The organism is Methanogenium sp. S4BF (assembly GCF_029633965.1).
Lineage (GTDB): Archaea > Halobacteriota > Methanomicrobia > Methanomicrobiales > Methanomicrobiaceae > Methanogenium.
Genome location: NZ_CP091277.1, coordinates 492467 through 511236 on the forward strand (window position 1 = coordinate 492467; position 18770 = coordinate 511236).

An 18770-nucleotide genomic window follows, 5' to 3' on the forward strand; every position below is an offset into this window, starting at 1 on the left:
TCGAGCAATTCCTGAGGGGTCAATTGCGTATACTGTAGCATTAAACTATCTTTAAAGATATTTTTTTATAATTGTTATGCAATTGAATCGTTCAGGTATATTCAGGAGGTCAATGTATTGATAATAATCCGTTTAGATTAGAAGTTGTTTTCATTCAAATGAGCCAAAGTATGGCTCGGTTTATGAACATTGTCATAAATATGGTGAAGAAAACCATTATCTCACTTGTGCCACTCAAAGTGAGCATGAGTTATTCCAGCCGCTTCATGAGTGAAATGATGAATTGGATCTAGTTTAACGAAACGTTTGCAGTTGGGAAGGCATCTCAGATAGAATGTTCACTCAAATATTGCTGTTTGCTACAAATTCAATCACAGGCACCCAACCGCAACATGCCCCCTCCCCGCCTCAGTAATCTCCCTCCCCTGCGGTGTCCGCTTAATAAACCCGATCTGAATCAGATACGGCTCATACACCTCTTCAACCGTCCTTATCTCCTCACCGATCGCGATCGCAATCGTCTTGACTCCCACCGGGCCGCCACCGAAGTCATGGGCAATCACCGAGAGAATCCGCCGGTCGATATTGTCAAGGCCCAGTGGGTCGATTCCAAGCATGTTCAGCGCACGGTCTGCTGTTTCCGTGTCAATGGTGCCGTCCTCCCGGACCAGTGCGAAATCACGCACCCTCCGGAGCAGACGATTGGCTATCCGGGGCGTGCCGCGGCTGCGCTTTGCGATTTCTGTTGCACCGTCCCGGGTGATCGGCGTCTGCATGATGGCAGCGCTCCTGAGCACAATCTTCACGAGATCGGCTACCTCGTAGAGGGTGAGGCGGAATACAAAGCCGAAGCGGTCACGCAACGGAGAGCCCAGAAGCCCGACCTTTGTCGTCGCACCAATCAGGGTGAACTCCTCCAATGGAAGCTGCACCGACCGTGCTCCGGGCCCATCGCCGATCATCACGTCAATGCAGGAGTCCTCCATTGCCGGATAGAGTATCTCCTCGACAACCGGGTTCAACCGGTGAATTTCATCAATGAAGAGTACGTCTCCCCGGGAGAGTGCGGTCAGCTGGGCGGCAAGGTCACCGGGCTTGTCCAGGACCGGGCCGGTGGTGCTCCGGATGGACACCCCCATCTCCCGGGCGACAATCTGGGCGAGCGTCGTCTTCCCGAGGCCGGGCGGGCCGGAGAAGAGGATGTGGTCAATGGTCTCGCCCCGTCTCTTTGCCGCCGCGATGGCGATGGCGAGCGTCTCTTTGATTTGTGCCTGACCGACAAACTCCTCGAAGTGTGCAGGCCGGATGGTGGCGTCGTCCGCTTCTTCGGTAAGGAGTGCGGGGGAAGGGAGTCTCTCCTGTACGAAATTCTCTTTCATTGATATCAGTGCTCCCGGAGGCGGGCTAGGGCCGCACGGATTAGGTTCTGCACGGTCGGGTCATGGATGGGCAGGGATGCATCGATTGCCTCCTGTGCCTCCCGCGGGGAAAACCCGAGTGAGATGAGTGCACTCACCGCATCCCCCTCTTCTGCGGACCGTTTATTGCCGGTGATGGTCCCGGCGTGCTTCTTCATCTTGTCCTTGAGCTCCAGGATAAGGCGCTTCGCACTCTTCTGCCCGATTCCCGGAATGCGCGTGAGCACTTTCTCGTCGTCACTGAGAATGGCAATCGCGAAATCCTCAAACGAGATCTGGGAGAGGATGTTCATCGCAATCTGGGGGCCAATCCCGGAGACGCTGATGAGAATACGGAAGAGTTCCAGTTCACTCTGGTGAAGGAACCCGTAGAGCTGAATGTCATCGTCACGGACGGCCATGTGGGTATGCACCCGGACCAGGCCTTCAGTCTCTTTGATACTTTGCAGTGCAGGCTGGGTGACCTGCACCCGGTAGCCGATACCGCCGACGTCTATCACTACCCACCGGTCTCCGGTGGATGCCAGCATTCCTGAGAGGTGTGCTATCATATTATCGCATCATATTCATGTGGCAGAGAGCGACTGCCAGACCGTCTGCAGCATCATCCGGCCGGGGAATCTCCTGCAGGCGGAGGAGCCTCTTCATCATCTCCTGCACCTGTTGTTTGTCGGCACGCCCGGACCCGGTGACCGCCTGCTTGATCTGGTTGGGCGTGTACTCCGCAATCTCAATGTCCCGCTGAACGGCGGCGAGGAGGAGGACGCCTCGTGCTTCACTCACCTGCATGGCAGAGGTGGTGTTCCGGGAGAAAAAGAGCTGCTCCACCGCGACGCATGCAGGGCTGTACTCGTCGAGAATCTGTGAAATTCTCTCGTATATCTCCCGCAGGCGCTGTGACTGGCTCTGGCTGCTCTTTGTTTCAATGCAGCCGTAGGTCAGCGGAGTCGGGAATCGGCCGGTTTTGTCGAGCACCCCGTAGCCGACCCGTGCCACCCCCGGATCAATCCCCACAACAATCATGTAATTATGTTCTCCTGTTCCAAAATAGGTCCTGCCCTTTGTTGCTGCTTTTCTGATGAATGTTCCGTTCTTATGATAGATACCTATTGTGATGAGGACCGGAAACGGGCTTTCCGGTGGGAGAGTACGGGGCAGTATCCCGGACGGTGGCAGGCGGGTATCGGTACATTTGTGATGGATCTCTTTGCACTCTTCAACCAGCATGATGCCCTGCTACCGTTTGTCTGCACCCGGATAGGGAAACTGGTGGCACCGTGGAGAAGAGATGGATATTGTTTGTCTTTAGCGAATGTCCGTACAAAATTCTTTTCTGTGAATGCAAGTGGCAGGATGGCGTGGACGGAAAATGGATATATGAAGACCTTCAGGCGAAAGCACCTCATCTGTCCTGGCACGCAGGCAGTACTTCTGCATTGCGGCACGGACGTTCTCCCGCCGTCGTGATTTGGATGGTACGGTGTTCTGTTATGACCTGAATGATCTTACGATGCTTTTGGCAGAGGTGGGCAAAGTGATTTGTGAGAGGATTGAGTGTCTTTTTCTCACATTTCCTGCAGATAAGTGGTGAAACTCTGGTCTGTTGAATAGATTCATTCGTAGAGAATGTCAGTATGCCTAGCATGGTACAAATGCACATTGTGGCACACATGCACAAATATAAATGGACTGCGTATCAATACAAAGGTATGTCTTCCAGCACGAGTGAAACCGGAGGAAATACCATCAAACGCATTCCCGTGAAGGAGCCTACCTGGAGGGGCCTCCATGACCTGAAAGATGCCGGACAGAGTTATGACGACCTGCTCTCCCAGATGGTCCGGCGTGAACGGGACTACCGGGAATGGAAGATGATCACTGAAATTGATAGTGCCGGAGAATTTGTCGCCTTTGATCCGGAAGAAATCATGAACGGGGAGTAACTTTACAGGGGGTGCGGGAAAGCGTGTTTACGATTGTTATTGAAAAAAAAGCAGAAAAATTTCTCAAAGATCTGCCCCCCAAATCCCGGCGCATCATTGTTGATAAAATAATGGAGCTAAAAGATGATCCATTTCCAGGAGGAAATAAGGAAAAACTCGATTATAACCATCCTCCTGCGGTGTACCGTCTTCATGTCAGCAGATCGTTTACGGTGTTTTATATTATTGTTACAGATGAAATGGTCGTAAAAATCGAGAAAATCAGGACGATTGAACGGGCTCATAAGGATTATTCCCGCAGATAGGTGCCTGTGTTTTTTCTGGTGCGGTATTTAATGGTGTGATTTTATTCTGATGTATTTTTCGTTTTTTGCCGGTTTGTTTTTCGTATGAGTTCTGAATTTTGAGTTCATTTATTTTTTCACAGGAGCAGCTGTCCGTCCGATGACGCTGCAATGGAATGGTCTCTTTGTTTTTTACATTTGTGTTCGCCATGCACCTGCATGGATCCTGACTGGTAAAGGTTGATATATCACATCCCTGTCCATTGCAGACAACCGTGTTTCCTGCATTCTCTTCCACACAACCGGATTTGTATGTAACAAAAGCCTGTTGGTACTATGATTCCACCAATCCAATAACGAATACCCGAGATATTTACCGGGACCATTCTGCGAAAAGCCATTTTATTAAAGGTGTCAAAAAGACGAATTTATTCTTATCCCATGCTAAAACCCCTGTTCTCCACAGAAAAATCGCATATATGTATCTAAATACCTGTTTTGTTCCTCAAAATCCCCAATAGCTGTGATGAACTTCAGATATCTGCATTTGCGATAATTATCCATTTATTGTCCGTTTTGATTGGAATTCTGCTGCCTCACAGAATCCGCTGTGCGCTATTGAATGCGGCATCGCATGGAAAATGAGCCTCGCATAGCGTTAATGTGCACGAAATAAATAGGCGGTGCTAATCGCGTGGGAGGGTGTCACTGAATCCCTCCTGAATGGGGTGGACATCTGGATTTTGCAGGGATGGAGTTCCTGCATTTCTTAACGGTGGGATGAAGAATGCCGATCGCCGGCAGGAAGGAAAACTGAAAAAACCATGAAAATGTTTGTTATGCCTGCTCTGGTGCTGGTTTCCCTGGTGATGGTACCGGGCAAGATGGCTGATGATTCTGGCAGTGGTGGTACGATAGAGATCTAATCTCATTCTATAGAACTCTGAATTCCTATGAAAACCCTCATCCTTGCAGGCGGTTCCGGCACCCGGCTCTTTCCTCTGAGTCGTGCCTGCTATCCGAAACAGTTTATTCCCCTGATTGATGCTGATTCTCTCTTTCAGAAATCGGTGAAGCGGGCTCTTCTTTTTTCAGAACCGGATGAAATAACAATCGTAACCAATAAGCTGCACCGGTTTCTCGTGGCAGATCAGCTCGAAGAGATGCATACCCCCTGCCGGATTCTTTCTGAACCGCAGGGGAAAAACACCCTCCCTGCCATTACCTATGGCATTACGTCTATTCTGAAGGAGGATACGGATGCACGGGTTGCCATCATGTCATCAGACCAGCTCATCAACCCTGATGATTCATACAAAGCGGCATTTCTGGCAGCAGAAAAACTTGCAGAGAAGTATCTGGTCACCTTTGGCATTACACCGGACTCTCCCCACACCGGCTATGGCTATATCCGTCCGGGTGCCTGCCTCGATGGGGGTTTTGCCGTAGACGCCTTTGTTGAAAAGCCGGATCTGCAAACGGCAGAATCCTATCTGCGTGACGGATACCTGTGGAATGCCGGGATGTTTCTGTTTTCTGCATCCCTGTTCATGACTGAATGTAAAAAACATGCTCCTGAGGTTGCTGAAGCGTTCACCCTTCCAAAGGAAGGGGCATTTGAACAGACCCCGAAGATCTCGGTTGATTATGGCATCATGGAGAAGACTGACAAGGCTGCGGTGGTCCCCCTCTCTGTTCCCTGGAGTGATGTCGGAAGTTTTGGAGCGCTCTATGCTGTCCACTCCAGGGGGGAGGATGGGAATGCCGTTCGTGGCGAATATCTTGGCATTGAGAGCCATGATAACCTGATTATTTCAGACCGGCTTGTTGCAACCATTGGTATCAACGATCTTGCAATCATCGACTCTCCGGATGCTCTTCTCGTCTGTCCCCGGTCCGAGTCGCAGAGAGTCGGGGAAATCTCAGACCTTCTCAGGAAGCGGGGGGATGAACGTTGCGAGCTCCACACAACCGTCCACCGGCCATGGGGGACATACAGCGTTCTTCAGCGGGGGGATACATTTCAGATCAAACGGATAACTGTCACGCCGGGCCGCCGCATCAGTCTGCAGCTCCATCACCACCGGAGCGAGCACTGGGTGGTTGTCAAGGGAACGGCCCTTGTGGCAAACAACGGGAACGAATTCTTTGTCCGGCCAGGTGAGAGCACCTTCGTCCCCGCCGGCGTCCGGCACCGGCTGGAAAACCCGGGACTCCTCCCTCTGGAGGTGATTGAGGTGCAGAATGGGGAATATGTGGGTGAGGATGATATTGTACGGTTTGATGATGATTTTGAGAGGGAGTGAATCTCGGTTTAATTTCCGTAGTCTTTTTTGATGGTCAGTCAGAACAAAAATAGATAAATGGTTCTCTTTTCTGTTTGGTTTCAACAGTAGCCCGTTATGTAAGAGCGTAGACTGTCCGCTATCCCCCACCGGAGCATCTCTCCTTGCTTTTGATTTGTATTATTCAGTAATAATGTGGACAAGCATATCTTCAACGTCTTTCATCTTTTCCGGTGTTACTTTCCCGGCCCGGTATAATATGAGTGATGCATCAGCGGTAAAAATTCTGTTGGGACGAACACAACTGTCCACCCGTAATCTGCCACATTTTAAAATCCTGGTCGGTAAGGTTTATCGAATATCTGTCATGCCGGTTTTTACTCGTTATCTGGCAGAGGATATTATCATCACCTCCCGGAGTTGCAACTACAAGAACCGGTCTTTTCTTAGAATCAGAGAGGTCTTAAAAAGGGAACGGGACGACAAGTACATCGCCCTTTACAAATTTTTCCATGCCCCATCTTCTTCTTTTGACAACTAGTCTTATTTTAGGGTCTTTTCAGATGTATATGCACATGAGAGTGCCTAATCCAATGTTCCGAGAGGTCTGAGTTCAATTCTGTCATTATATGCGAGTATTGCGACCTTTTCTCCCGGAAGAAATGTTTCCCTGACAGATCGTGGAATTACGATTTGGCCTTTTTGCCTTGTTTGGACTATAAATGGTTTGGATGTGCTTGTATTTGGATTCAGTACTTCTCTAACAGAACTCCAATAGAAAATTCGAAATACGGTTCCCCTCCTTAAAATTTCAAACAGACGCCATTAATACAGGAATTTCGGGACCGGTCTCAACACCTTCCTGATACCCTCCCAGACCAGCATACGAAACTGATCACACCGGAACATATCTTCTTCAACCGTTCTCGGCCCTCTCTTTACGGGAGAAAAGTAGATCCGCTGCAAAATGATCCAGATATTCTTGAGCAGCAGAGAAATTATCGCATACAGATACCGAATCGTCATATTTTTGGACGATGTTTTACATTTCACGCTGTTTCTGATGCGATAGGAGGCTTCAATTGCAAACCTCATTTTGTAGGTATTGTAGATCCTCCTTTTCGTCCAGTTCAAGCCATGAACAACATATCCCAAGTTGGGATTTCCATACTCATCCATCTTTCCCTGCTGATACTGGACATCTATAGCAATATCCATTTCTAGGGGTTAAACCTTGCCTTTATTTGTATATTGGGCAAATCTAGCCATTTTTCCTTTAAGGAGTGTCTTCATTTCTATGCTGTGTTTCTTCACTGGCACAATGTGTGAAATCCCTTCGCCCTGAAGAAATGCAAATACTTCCTTCGAATAAAATCCCCTGTCCAAGCAAAGGACCTCGACATTTATATCCAGTTGTTGGACGGTCTCCATACATTTCCTGACATATTCGACCATCTTGACGCCTTTTTTCACTGGGAACACAGCTACTGTAAGTCGTTCTCCTTTCCGGATGGTGTACAGGGATACATACGAATAGAAATATGTCGTGGATTTCTTCATTTTGCTGCGGATAATGTAATCTGCTTTTGTATCGTCGATGTTCCCATAATATGGATCGTTTGTCAAATCAATTGCAAACTGGTATTTTTTACCCTTCTTCAGAATGGAATCCGCAGGATTCATGAGAATCTGAGAATTAGCGCTCTCCAGAGTTGGCAGATCAAGTTTGGCCAAATGATATTTGATAGATGTCTCACACGGTCCTTTCTGAACAAAGTTCCCAATTGAATGAATTGATATACGATTCACTGCCATTCCAATGATAGTCTGAAAAGAGTCTTTTGGCTCAATTTTACGTTTATTGGAATATTGAGATTATGATTCAGGGCGTTGACAGCAGGATCAGAACATTCTTTTGACTTTAGGGAGTGTACTGTAGTGCGGGCGTGATGATGTTTGGCCATATCGGACGCCCGCAGAGTATATAGATCATTTCTTTTGCTGTCGTTAATTTCTTAAATTCAGATTTGAAGGAAATAATGTCACATTCACAATTGAATTCCAGGCCATTTTTAGTCAAGTACTGGGATCCGACAAACCATGCCATTGTTGCAGAATAAGCATCTTTAACATCAGAATTTCGTCAAGATTAGGGCGACCACCCTTTTCGGTGTTATTCGAATTGAGACCTGTAAGGAAGGGGCGGAACGCTTCCCAGTCGATCAATTTCTCAACTTCTCCTAGCTTATCACCCAATTCAGCAATACGCTCGTATTCATACCTAATTGCAAAATTAGTGAAATTACTCATCAATTAGTGATCGAAAGAGGTGTATAAAGTACTTCTGGTTGGGTGGGGTTTTTAGAAATTCTCTTTAATTTCCATTTAGTATGTGATGAGCTAACGAATTAATCAAAAATTTAGTGAAAAGATCCGTCGAATAAATGGTTTTGTTAGTCCTCCTATATTGTATCCAATTATTTTTATACGCATACTACAAATTATACTTCAAGTAACTATATATGCAATGATTAATTGTCAAACATCTGTGTATGGAGGATTGTGGGTAAAAATTTGGGGTTGAATCTCTCTTATAATAAGTATTGGAGAGTTTAATCCTTAATTGTCTGGTGGGATATCTAAAAGACAATTGAGATCAATTCGATAACTATTCTTATTAATAACGCAAATTTATTAGAATATGCATTACGTGGTCACAGGGGGTTCTGGCTTTATTGGCTCGAATCTCACTGAAGCATTGTCAGTAAACCATGACGTTACAATAATTGATGATTTATCAACCGGACGAAGAAAGAATCTGAATGGTCTTGTTGATTTAGAAAATGTCACCTTTGTTGAAGGAAGTATCACTGATCTGGATCTTCTTTTGGATGTGTTCAGAAATAAAGACGGCATCTTTCATCAGGGGGCAATCCCTTCTGTTCCCCGTTCTATTGCAGACCCAATTGCGACAAACCAGGCAGGAATTGACGGCACCCTGAATGTGCTCGTCGCAGCAAAAGAGTGTGGTGTCAGGAAGGTTGTCTATGCATCGTCCTCATCGGTGTATGGCGACACACCGACCCTTCCCAAACACGAAGGCATGATACCAAATCCCATGTCTCCGTATGCGGTGACAAAAATCACCGGTGAATATTATTGCTCTGTATTTTCCCGTCTCTATGATATCCAGACGGTTTGTCTGCGCTACTTCAATGTGTTTGGCCCGCGTCAGGACCCTGCTTCCACGTATGCTGCAGTTATTCCAAAATTTGTTAACCGTCTTCTTGCCGGAGAAGCCCCGGTTATCTATGGGGATGGTGAGCAGACGCGCGACTTTACGTATATCAAAAATGTCATTCAGGCGAATGTGAAGGCGATGGAAAGTGATGAATGTGGTGTCTTTAATGTCGCCTGCGGTGACCGTATCTCACTGAATGAACTTGCCACAACAATAATGGAAATACTCGATATTGAGATTGAACCGGTATACGAAGCGTCACGGCCCGGCGATGTTCGGGATTCACTTGCGGATATCTCCGCTGCAAGCTCAGCATTTGGTTACGAACCTGAATATACAATGAAACAGGGACTCGAGGAGACAATCGCATGGTACAAAAATCAGTAAAACCAGTAACAGAGATGACGGCCTGCGTGGTGGGCCTTGGCTATGTGGGTCTGCCACTTGCAGAAGCATTTGCAGAAAAAATACGAACAATCGGTTATGAAATTGTCGAAGCCAAAGCGAAGGAGATTGCAGCAGCGACCACAACACCACTCATTGTTACATCAGACCCGGCTCAGATACGGGAAGCAGATTTCGTTGCCATCTGTGTTCCAACACCCGTAATGAAAACAAAGGAGCCGGATCTCTCCTATGTGAGATCTGCTGCCACAACCGTTGGTCAGAACCTAAAGCCCGGTGCAATCGTTGTCCTTGAGTCAACCGTCTATCCCGGGGCTACCGAAGAGATTGTCATCCCGACCCTTGAGAAAGAATCTGGTCTCATATGTGGAAAAGACTTCAAGGTCGGCTACTCCCCTGAGCGGATTAATCCTGGTGATGAGGCTCATGAACTTGCTAAGATCACTAAGATCGTTGCCGGGATGGATGCAGAATCCGGCGACATACTTTCTGAACTCTACAGCCTTGTCACTACTGTCTACCGTGCACCTGACATTAAAACCGCCGAAGCGGCGAAGGTCATAGAGAACATCCAGCGTGACCTGAACATCGCCCTGATGAATGAACTCGCCCTGATCTTCCACAAGATGGGTATTGACACACAGGAAGTCATCAAGGCTGCAGGCACGAAATGGAACTTCCATCAGTACCGGCCCGGCCTTGTCGGCGGTCACTGCATCCCTGTTGATCCCTACTACCTTGTCTACAAGGCGCAGGAGCTCGGCTACCACCCACAGGTGATTCTCGCAGGCCGTGCGATCAACGACTCCATGCCTAAGCATGTGGCAGATATGGCGATTAAAGGGATGATTGAAGCCGGAAAAGTCGTTAAAAATGCAAAAGTCCTCATAATGGGTCTTACCTATAAGGAAAATGTCGCTGATATCAGAGAAAGTCCTGTTGAAGATATGATTCAGGAACTCAAGGAGTGGGGAGTTGAGGTGTATGGGTATGATCCATTAATCAGTGCCTCTGCAATCGAGCATTTTGGAGCAATTCCGGTCGACAGCCATAAGATCAGAGCAGATTGCATTATTCTAACCGTTGCTCATGACGAGTTTATCAAGATTGGAATGGATAATTTTTTGGATTCTATGGATTCAGATCCAGTAATTATTGATGTGAGAGGATTTCTTAAAAATATTGAGATCCTTGAAAAGAAGGTTCTTTACCGTACAATCTGATTCTGTGGATTATGGTGAAAAAGAAATGTATCTTTTTTGAAGAATCCAAACAGAAATCAGTGGTGTGAATTAATATGAAAATTTTAGTTATCGGTTCAGGTTATGTTGGCATTGTAAAAGGCATGTGTTTTGCTGAGCTTGGAAGTGAACCTCTTGTCAGATCCATTGAAACGCAGAAGGGTTCTGTGAATGATACTTGTTCAGATGCAAAAAAAGCTGCAAAATTACTTGGATGGAATGCAAAAACGAATATAGAAACCTGTATTTTAAATTATATAAACCGGATACAAAATAGGAATTGTTTATGAGTTTTAAAAAACAAAATTTAGGATTCTATTTTTATAATATGCATTATGGGAGTGTGTAATTTTAGTGGCCAATTTTAAAAATTCATTTAAGATGCTTTATTATTTCTTTAAGCCATACAAGAAATTATTAAGCGTTTATCTTATGAGCCTGATTTTATTCAGTGCTTTGGATGTATTCAGAGTAGCCCTCATATATCCAATTATTAATTATGGACTTGATGTAAATGTTAATCAGTCCATTTTTGACACCCTATTCCAGTTTGTCCTTCCTGGAAATATCAATCCATTTGTTGCATCCGGGATTTTCCTTGCAGTTATTACTATTATTATGGCATTTTTCGAGATTATTGTAGCATATCTTGGAAGTATTACATATTCTAAAGTTAGGGACACTACCGATCGCTCAGTATTTAATACCATAAAAAATCAGCCATATGAATATTTTGCCAAGCATAAACAGGGAGATTTACTTTATATTGGACAAGTGGCAGTAGATCAAACAGGAACCGCTGTAAGATATTTCATTGCATTTCTTCAAAATTTATTCTTATGTTTGTTTTACCTTTCTTTTATTTTCATATTGTCTTTTGAGATCAGTATTATTGTGCTTATTCTGGGAATCATATTTGTGTTTTTTGTAAAGAATACTATTTTTGTAAGGATTTACAAACATGGTTCAATTCTGAATACGGCAGCAAAAACAAAATCTGTCGTATATAATGAATTTATATCTGGTATAAAATCAATATTTATTACCGATTCTGTAGATTTTTGGACAGTTAAATATGAAGTTGCTGTTAAAAAACTTCTTAATAGTTACACAAGAGTTCAGGTTCTTCAACGCATTCCAAGCATTATCAATAATTTTATATTATTTATGATAATAGGGCTTGGTGCTATAGGTCTGTATTTTTATACTGATGGAAATTTTCTTCAGTATATTGGGATATTTGGTACATTTTTACTCGCACTTTACAGAATGATACCTGCCTTAAATGGCTGCCAGACACAATATGGTGCTATAATGCAGCAACTTCCTGCGATTGAAGCTGTTTACAGTGTTCTGAAAGATGAAACAAATGAATATGAAAGAAATATTGATAAAAAGAATATTCCTAAAAAAGTTTTCCAGTTTCAGAAGTTGATTACTTTCAAAAATGTTACCTTTAAGTATAGTGGTGGTTTGGATAAAACAATTAAAAATCTGTCTTTTGATATCCGAAAAAATACACGAGTCGCTATTGTGGGCAATTCCGGTGCAGGCAAAACCACTATTGCCAATCTTCTGGCATTATTATACAAACCAACATCCGGTGATATCCTTATTGACGGGACAAATCTCAATGAATTTAACCATTCTGATTATTTGAAAACACTTGGATATCTGGGACAGGAAACATTTGTTTACCATGATACAATTAAAGAAAATATCCGGTTTGGTCTTGATTGTAATGATGATGATATAATTGTGGCAGCAAAACTTGCGGATGCACATGATTTTATTTTAGCTACCACTGATGGTTATGATACAATTATTGGTGATCAGGGAATAAAACTTTCCGGAGGTCAGCGCCAGAGAATTGCAATTGCAAGAATAATGCTGAGGAAACCTGAAATCCTGCTTCTTGATGAAGCAACAAGTGCACTTGATAATAGATCTGAACAACGTGTAATGGAGGCAGTTGATCGCATCTCAAAGAATATGACTGTAATTACTATTGCCCACCGTTTATCGACAGTTCAGAATGCTGATGTTATCTATGTTATGAAAGATGGTCAGATTTGTGAAAGCGGAAGCCACGAAGAATTGATTAAAACGCATGGAGAATATTATAATCTCTACACAAAACAGGGAAATGCGAATGAAAAATAATTGAGCATTACAATATGTGATAATTCGCAGGGGGTGGGTAGGCATCCACTTCCTAAGGTTGTAGTTTTTAACGCGACAAAAGATGGTGGAATTTAGTGGTCAGAAATTTGAAGTATTGTCAATATTTTTTACCAAGATTTCGTCACACAAATAAAATATGGAAAGAGTCATTCTTATTTTAAGACAGACATTAGAAAATTCAGAGATAGTTTTTCATATCCAGAAGGATACTCTATTCATGGTTAAATCAATTATTGCAATAATCCCTGCCCGTGGAGGGAGCAAGGGCATTCCACAAAAAAATATCAAAATGTTGGGAGATAAACCTTTAATCGCATATACAATAGAAGAATCTTTAAAATCAAAATATTTGGATCATGTTTTTGTCTCCACTGAAGATCCTGAAATCGGTGAAATCTCAAAAACATTTGGCTCAGAGGTGATTGAACGCCCGACTGCCCTATCCGAAGATACCTCAAAAAGTGTGGATGCAATATTGCATGCAATTGAATATTTAGAAAAGAAAAATATTCAGACCCAAATTGTCGTTCTGCTACAACCGACATCACCATTACGAAACACAGAAGATATCGATGCGGCAATAAAATTATTCCTGGATAACGAGTGTGATTCGGTTATAAGTGTCTGTGAACCGGATCACTCTCCCTTTTGGTGCTTTACATTCAATGGGGAGTATCTTCAACCCCTTTTTAATGAAAAATATGATAATAAACGAAGACAGGATCTTCCAAGAGTATTTATGCCGAATGGCGCAATCTATGTTTCTAGTCCTGAATCAATTAGGAGGTTAACTGGTTTTATTGGAAACAAAGTAATTCCCTATTGTATGCCCCCAGAAAGAAGCATAGATATTGACACACCACTAGACTTTACTATTGCAGAAGTTTTAATTAATAAGTAAATTATCCTAATTTTATTTTCAGGAGAAATGACAATGCAACAACAAATAAAAATTGAAAACAATATAATTGGACCACAAAATCCCTGTTTCATTATCGCTGAGGCAGGTGTCAACCATAACGGAGATGTCGCTTTGGCAAAAAAACTCATCGATGCCGCATTTGAAGCGGGTGCTGATGCAGTTAAATTCCAGACATTTAAAGCCGAAAACATTGTCACCCCCACTGCTGAGAAGGCAGAATACCAGAAAATGAGAACAGGAACAAGTGAATCCCAATATGAGATGATAAAGAAACTTGAACTTTCTGAAGCTGATTTCTGGGATCTCTCGGAATATGCAAAGAATGCAGGTATTCTCTTTTTGTCTACTCCATTTGACGAAGAGAGTGTTGATCTCCTGGATGAGATAGGTGTGCCTGCATTCAAGATACCTTCTGGAGAGATTACAAACTTCCCACTCCTAAAAAAAATTGCACAAAAGTCCATACCCATTATTTTGTCAACAGGAATGGCCACACTTGGTGAAGTTGAGGAATCGGTAAACTATCTTAAGAAATATGGTGCAGAAGAAATCATTCTTCTTCACTGCACCACCAGTTATCCTGCCCCAGTGAAATCTGTGAATCTGCGTGCAATGGATACATTGCGCTGTGCATTTCAGATCCAGGTCGGATACTCCGATCACACGGAGGGGATCACAGTTCCTATTGCAGCTGTTGCCAAGGGTGCATGTGTCATTGAGAAACATTTTACTCTTGACAAGACTCTCCCCGGCCCAGATCATAAAGCCTCTCTTGATCCTCAAGAACTTACCATGATGGTGAAGGCGATACGGGATGTGGAACATGCCCTTGGTAACGGGATAAAGGGTCCAAATGATGAGGAAAAATCAATAAAAACGGTTTCCCGGAGAAGTATCGTCGCAAAACGGGATCTAAAAGAAGGAGATATTCTGACCGAGGAGGATTTGACAATAAAAAGACCTGGAACCGGAATTGAACCAAAGTATGTTGATTCAATCGTGCAAAAGAAGACAAGGATTTTGATTCGAAAAGATCAAGTGATTACATGGGATATGATTGAATGAAACGTAAAATACTATATATTAGCGGTACTCGGGCAGATTATGGTCTGATGCGGTCGGTTTTACATCAAATTCATAATCATGAGTCTCTTTCCCTTGATATTGCTGTCACCGGCATGCATCTGATGGATGAATTCGGGACGACAGTTGATGAAATAAAAAAAGATGGATTCAATTATCATATTGTCGATGTTCGGTATGATGCCGATACGAAAGAATCTATGGTCCAATTTATTGGAAAATTTATTCAGCATCTCACACCACTTATTCAAAAAATTAAACCGGATATTATTCTTGTTCTCGGGGATAGAGGAGAGATGCTTGGTGGAGCTATTGTCGGAGCATACCTGAGCATTCCCGTTGCCCATATACATGGGGGAGAGGTCACGTCCACTGTTGATGACCTTGCACGACATGCAATAACGAAATTATCCCAGATTCATTTCCCTGCCACTGAAGAAAGTGCACAGCGAATTCACCATATGGGAGAGGACCCGTCACAAATATTTGTTGTCGGTGCCCCGGGTCTGGATCAAATTCTCCATGAACCACTACTGCAGCCTGAAGAAATTGAGAAAAAATACCATCTGAATTTTTCGGATAAGGTACTACTTGTCGTTCAGCATCCTGTAACACTTGAAACCGATCAAGCCCCAGAACAAATGAGAGAGACATTGGAGGCAGTATCAGTATTTCAATACCAGACGGTCATCATATATCCAAATGCTGATGCAGGAGGGAGAGGGATGATCGATGTGATCAAAGAATATGAGCATCTACCCTTTATCCAGACATACAAAAGCATCTCACACAAGGATTACCTCAGTTTAATGCAGCATTCATCTGTTTTAATTGGAAATTCAAGCAGTGGCATCATCGAAGCCCCTTCGTTTGGACTTCCTGTAATTAATATTGGGTCTCGACAAGAGGGAAGAGAGAGAGGGGATAATATTGTAGAGGCTGAATACAACCGGAATTCAATAGTATCGGCAATAAAATATGTATTAAATGATCAATCATTTATATACAAGGTCAATTTGAAAATAAATCCCTATGGTGATGGTTGCTCTGGTAAAAAAATTACGAACATCCTGAATTCAGTAACGATAAACAATCAATTATTGCAGAAACGGAGATAAAGAATGAGATTTAAAAATTGGGAATATCCAATAATTGAAGATGGAAAACCTACTAAGTACAATTGGATAGTTCAACACACAGAAAAACTGAAACTCGGCCATATGACTGACATTGGAGCATTTACATATGTTAATGCACAATATGGTGTAGATATTGAAGATAATGTCCAGATAGGTTCACATTGCTCAATATATTCACTTTCCACAATTGACAATAAAACAGGTCGGATTGTCTTGAAGAAAAATTGCAAAATCGGGACCCACTCTGTAGTGATGCCTGGTGTCACCATTGGAGAAAATTCAATCATTGGGGCTTTTAGTTTTGTAAATCAAGATATTCCTGATAATGTGATTGCATATGGCGTGCCTGCCCGAATAATTAAAATGATTGAATCGGATAACAAAAATCTTGACTCTGAAGTTACTGATTGATATATGACATGGAAAATACCTCTCTTTAAAATGTACTGGGACGAAGAAGACGTCAGTGCGGTTAGTGAAACAATTCGCTCAGGAATGAACTGGGCAGTTGGAGCAAATGTTTCTAAATTTGAAGAAGATATCGCAAATTATAATGGAACAAAATACTGTCTCACGTTCAATTCCGGAACCTCAGCACTCCACGCCGCCCTCATTGCCCACGGAATATCCACAGGTGATGAGGTAATTGTACCCTCGTTCACCTTCATCGCAACTGCAAACGCACCTCAATTCGTCGGAGCAAAACCAGTCTTTGCAGACATCGAAGAAACAACCTATGGGTTAGACCCTGAAGATGTGATCGAACGTATCACTCCCAGAACAAAAGCTATTATGCCGGTTCATTATGGGGGGTGCCCCTGTAGAATTCAGGAGCTGCGGGAAATCGCTGAGGACCATAATCTGATCCTCATCGAGGACGCTGCAGAAGCCTTTGGAGCTTCTGTCGGTGGCAAGAAAGTTGGAACCTTCGGCGATTCAGCGATGATGAGTTTTTGCCAGAATAAAATCATAACAACAGGAGAAGGAGGTGCGATCGTGACCGATTCACGAGATGTATATGAAAAAATGAAACTCATCCATTCGCATGGTCGCCTGGAAACTTCAGATTATTTTTCAACAACCGCGGTAATGGACTATATCTCTCTTGGGTATAACTTCAGGTTGTCAAATATTACAGCTGCATTGGGAATATCTCAACTAAACAAGGTAGAAGATATTATCGGGATGCGACGTGCTGATGCTGCATACTATATACAGCAGTTGGAGGCTGAAGTGCCTGATTGTGTTATTCCAAGACTCCCTGAGGATTACTATCATGTCTATCAGTTGTTTTCAATCCGGGTAAAAAACAGGGACGCTCTGATAAAACACCTTGAGAGAAAAGGCATCATGTCAAAAATATACTTTTCACCGGTTCATCAGACAGACTTTTATCAGAAAAAAATGAAAAATTCAAGTACATTGCCTGTGACGCAAGAGATATCTGATGATATCATAAGTCTGCCTTTCTATCCAGGGATTTCACGGGACGATATTGATTTTGTAGTTGCCAATATTAAAGAATTTTATGAGGCGATGTAATGGTTTCAGATTACTATAGAGATAAAACAATTCTGGTCACCGGAGGGGCAGGGAGTATAGGGAGTGAGATTGTAAGGAAACTTTCTTTATTAGGTCCTTCTGTATTACGTGTTCTCGATAATGATGAAACCGCCTTGTTTAATCTTACATCACAAATTGATTCTCAGCAGCAGATCGTTCGGCCACTCTATGGCGATATAGGTGATGAAAACCGACTTGAAATGGCAATGGAAGGTGTGGATATTGTATTTCATGCAGCAGCAATGAAGCATGTGCCAATTTGTGAGTACAATCCATTTGAAGCTGTTAAAACAAATGTTATCGGTACTCAAAATGTAATTAGGGCTGCTCTAAACCAGAATGTTGATAAATTCATTCTGATCAGCACAGACAAGGCGGTCAATCCTTTAAATGTAATGGGAACTACCAAACAACTTGCTGAAAAGCTTACCATATCGTCCAATCATTACCGTGGATCGAAACGCACGAAATTATCCTGTGTCAGGTTTGGAAATGTAATGAATTCACGTGGTTCTGTTGTTCCAATTTTTCATGAACAGATAAAAAGAGGCGATCCTGTAACTGTTACAAATCCGAATATGACCCGGTTTATGATGACAATTCCGGAAGCAGTGGATTTTATTCTTCATTCAGCTATAATATGTATGGGCAGAGAAATTTTTGTTAAAAAAATGAAGTCAGTTAAAATCTGTGACTTGGCTGAGTCAATGATTGAATATTTCGCTCCAAAATATGGTTACAACGCTGATGAAATAAAAATTAAGGTAGTTGGAGACAGGGATGGAGAAAAAATGGATGAAGAATTATTTTCTGCTGATGAATTAAAATATGTATACGAAAATAATGAGATATATGTCGTTTTGCCCCAGTTCAGTTATTCAAAAAATTATGGAAATGGTGTTGCTGATGATGGTTCTTTTTCTAAGGTTGAAGATAAGGTTTATTCTTCAAATAACACAGGATATTTGGATAAAAAAGAGATCTTTGAGTTATTAAAAGAGGTTGAGTGATTTTAATTTATGTGTCTAATTCTTGTACCTTAAATCAGATAGTTTATATATC

19 protein-coding genes and 1 pseudogene are annotated in these 18770 nt (G+C 43.0%); 13 read left to right on the forward strand and 7 right to left on the reverse strand.

Annotated features, from left to right (window positions below):
* Positions 1-371: 371 nt before the first annotated feature.
* The 3 genes from ruvB to ruvC are packed head-to-tail and all read right to left on the reverse strand — an operon-like array spanning position 372 to position 2645.
* Entirely contained in the window at positions 372-1379 is a 1008-nt protein-coding gene (gene ruvB, locus L1S32_RS02410; RefSeq protein WP_278155810.1) for a Holliday junction branch migration DNA helicase RuvB, read from the reverse strand.
* A 5-nt stretch (positions 1380-1384) separates the two neighbouring features.
* Positions 1385-1969, reverse strand: a complete 585-nt coding sequence (gene ruvA / locus L1S32_RS02415; protein WP_278155812.1) for a Holliday junction branch migration protein RuvA — start codon at positions 1967-1969, stop codon at positions 1385-1387.
* Between the two features lies 1 nt (position 1970).
* Positions 1971-2645, reverse strand: coding sequence for a crossover junction endodeoxyribonuclease RuvC (gene ruvC / locus L1S32_RS02420; RefSeq protein WP_278155814.1), 675 nt, complete (start codon positions 2643-2645; stop codon positions 1971-1973).
* A 482-nt stretch (positions 2646-3127) separates the two neighbouring features.
* Between ruvC and L1S32_RS02425 the strand changes: the two genes are divergently transcribed.
* The 3 genes from L1S32_RS02425 (at position 3128) to L1S32_RS02435 (ending at position 5951) form a co-directional block, all read left to right on the forward strand.
* Positions 3128-3361, forward strand: a complete 234-nt coding sequence (locus L1S32_RS02425; protein WP_278155816.1) for a hypothetical protein — start codon at positions 3128-3130, stop codon at positions 3359-3361.
* 23 nt (positions 3362-3384) lie between these two features.
* Complete coding sequence (locus L1S32_RS02430) at positions 3385-3666, forward strand: hypothetical protein (RefSeq protein ID WP_278155818.1); 282 nt, start codon at positions 3385-3387, stop codon at positions 3664-3666.
* A gap of 932 nt (positions 3667-4598) precedes the next feature.
* Positions 4599-5951 (forward strand): mannose-1-phosphate guanylyltransferase/mannose-6-phosphate isomerase, encoded by a 1353-nt coding sequence (locus L1S32_RS02435; RefSeq protein ID WP_278155820.1) that lies wholly within the window; start codon positions 4599-4601, stop codon positions 5949-5951.
* A gap of 564 nt (positions 5952-6515) precedes the next feature.
* On the opposite strand, the gene L1S32_RS12000 is transcribed toward L1S32_RS02435, so the two are convergent.
* The 4 genes and pseudogenes from L1S32_RS12000 to L1S32_RS02455 form a co-directional block, all read right to left on the reverse strand.
* The gene (locus tag L1S32_RS12000) at positions 6516-6749 is read right to left on the reverse strand and encodes an AbrB/MazE/SpoVT family DNA-binding domain-containing protein (RefSeq protein WP_347403380.1); all 234 of its coding nucleotides are present in this window, start codon (positions 6747-6749) and stop codon (positions 6516-6518) included.
* Positions 6750-6755: 6 nt separating this feature from the next.
* A complete protein-coding gene (locus tag L1S32_RS02445; RefSeq protein ID WP_278155821.1) occupies positions 6756-7148 on the reverse strand; it encodes a hypothetical protein in 393 nt (130 codons plus the stop codon).
* A gap of 9 nt (positions 7149-7157) precedes the next feature.
* Entirely contained in the window at positions 7158-7613 is a 456-nt protein-coding gene (locus L1S32_RS02450; RefSeq protein WP_278155824.1) for a hypothetical protein, read from the reverse strand.
* 402 nt (positions 7614-8015) lie between these two features.
* Positions 8016-8240 (reverse strand): annotated as a pseudogene (locus L1S32_RS02455) (transposase); the annotation flags it as partial.
* A 391-nt stretch (positions 8241-8631) separates the two neighbouring features.
* Between L1S32_RS02455 and L1S32_RS02460 the strand changes: the two are divergent.
* The 10 genes from L1S32_RS02460 (at position 8632) to L1S32_RS02505 (ending at position 18718) form a co-directional block, all read left to right on the forward strand.
* The gene (locus L1S32_RS02460) at positions 8632-9558 is read left to right on the forward strand and encodes an SDR family oxidoreductase (RefSeq protein WP_278155825.1); all 927 of its coding nucleotides are present in this window, start codon (positions 8632-8634) and stop codon (positions 9556-9558) included.
* On the forward strand, positions 9540-10799 hold the full coding sequence (locus L1S32_RS02465) for a nucleotide sugar dehydrogenase (RefSeq protein WP_278155827.1): 1260 nt from the start codon (positions 9540-9542) through the stop codon (positions 10797-10799). The genes L1S32_RS02460 and L1S32_RS02465 overlap by 19 nt, the downstream gene beginning before the upstream one ends.
* 74 nt (positions 10800-10873) lie before the next feature.
* A complete protein-coding gene (locus L1S32_RS02470) occupies positions 10874-11107 on the forward strand; it encodes a hypothetical protein (RefSeq protein ID WP_278155829.1) in 234 nt (77 codons plus the stop codon).
* A gap of 64 nt (positions 11108-11171) precedes the next feature.
* The gene (locus L1S32_RS02475; RefSeq protein ID WP_278155830.1) at positions 11172-12980 is read left to right on the forward strand and encodes an ABC transporter ATP-binding protein; all 1809 of its coding nucleotides are present in this window, start codon (positions 11172-11174) and stop codon (positions 12978-12980) included.
* Positions 12981-13137: 157 nt separating this feature from the next.
* Positions 13138-13902 (forward strand): acylneuraminate cytidylyltransferase family protein, encoded by a 765-nt coding sequence (locus tag L1S32_RS02480; RefSeq protein WP_278155832.1) that lies wholly within the window; start codon positions 13138-13140, stop codon positions 13900-13902.
* Between the two features lie 33 nt (positions 13903-13935).
* Entirely contained in the window at positions 13936-14988 is a 1053-nt protein-coding gene (neuB, locus tag L1S32_RS02485; protein WP_278155834.1) for an N-acetylneuraminate synthase, read from the forward strand.
* Positions 14985-16124 carry a UDP-N-acetylglucosamine 2-epimerase gene (neuC, locus tag L1S32_RS02490; RefSeq protein WP_278155836.1) on the forward strand — a complete coding sequence of 380 codons (1140 nt, stop codon included), beginning with the start codon at positions 14985-14987 and terminating at the stop codon, positions 16122-16124. Before neuB ends, neuC begins: the two co-directional genes overlap by 4 nt.
* Before the next feature lie 3 nt (positions 16125-16127).
* The gene (locus tag L1S32_RS02495) at positions 16128-16556 is read left to right on the forward strand and encodes an acyltransferase (RefSeq protein ID WP_278155838.1); all 429 of its coding nucleotides are present in this window, start codon (positions 16128-16130) and stop codon (positions 16554-16556) included.
* Positions 16557-16586: 30 nt separating this feature from the next.
* Positions 16587-17687, forward strand: coding sequence for a DegT/DnrJ/EryC1/StrS family aminotransferase (locus tag L1S32_RS02500; protein ID WP_278155840.1), 1101 nt, complete (start codon positions 16587-16589; stop codon positions 17685-17687).
* A complete protein-coding gene (locus tag L1S32_RS02505) occupies positions 17687-18718 on the forward strand; it encodes a UDP-N-acetylglucosamine 4,6-dehydratase family protein (protein WP_278155841.1) in 1032 nt (343 codons plus the stop codon). The genes L1S32_RS02500 and L1S32_RS02505 overlap by 1 nt, the downstream gene beginning before the upstream one ends.
* Positions 18719-18770 lie beyond the last annotated feature (52 nt).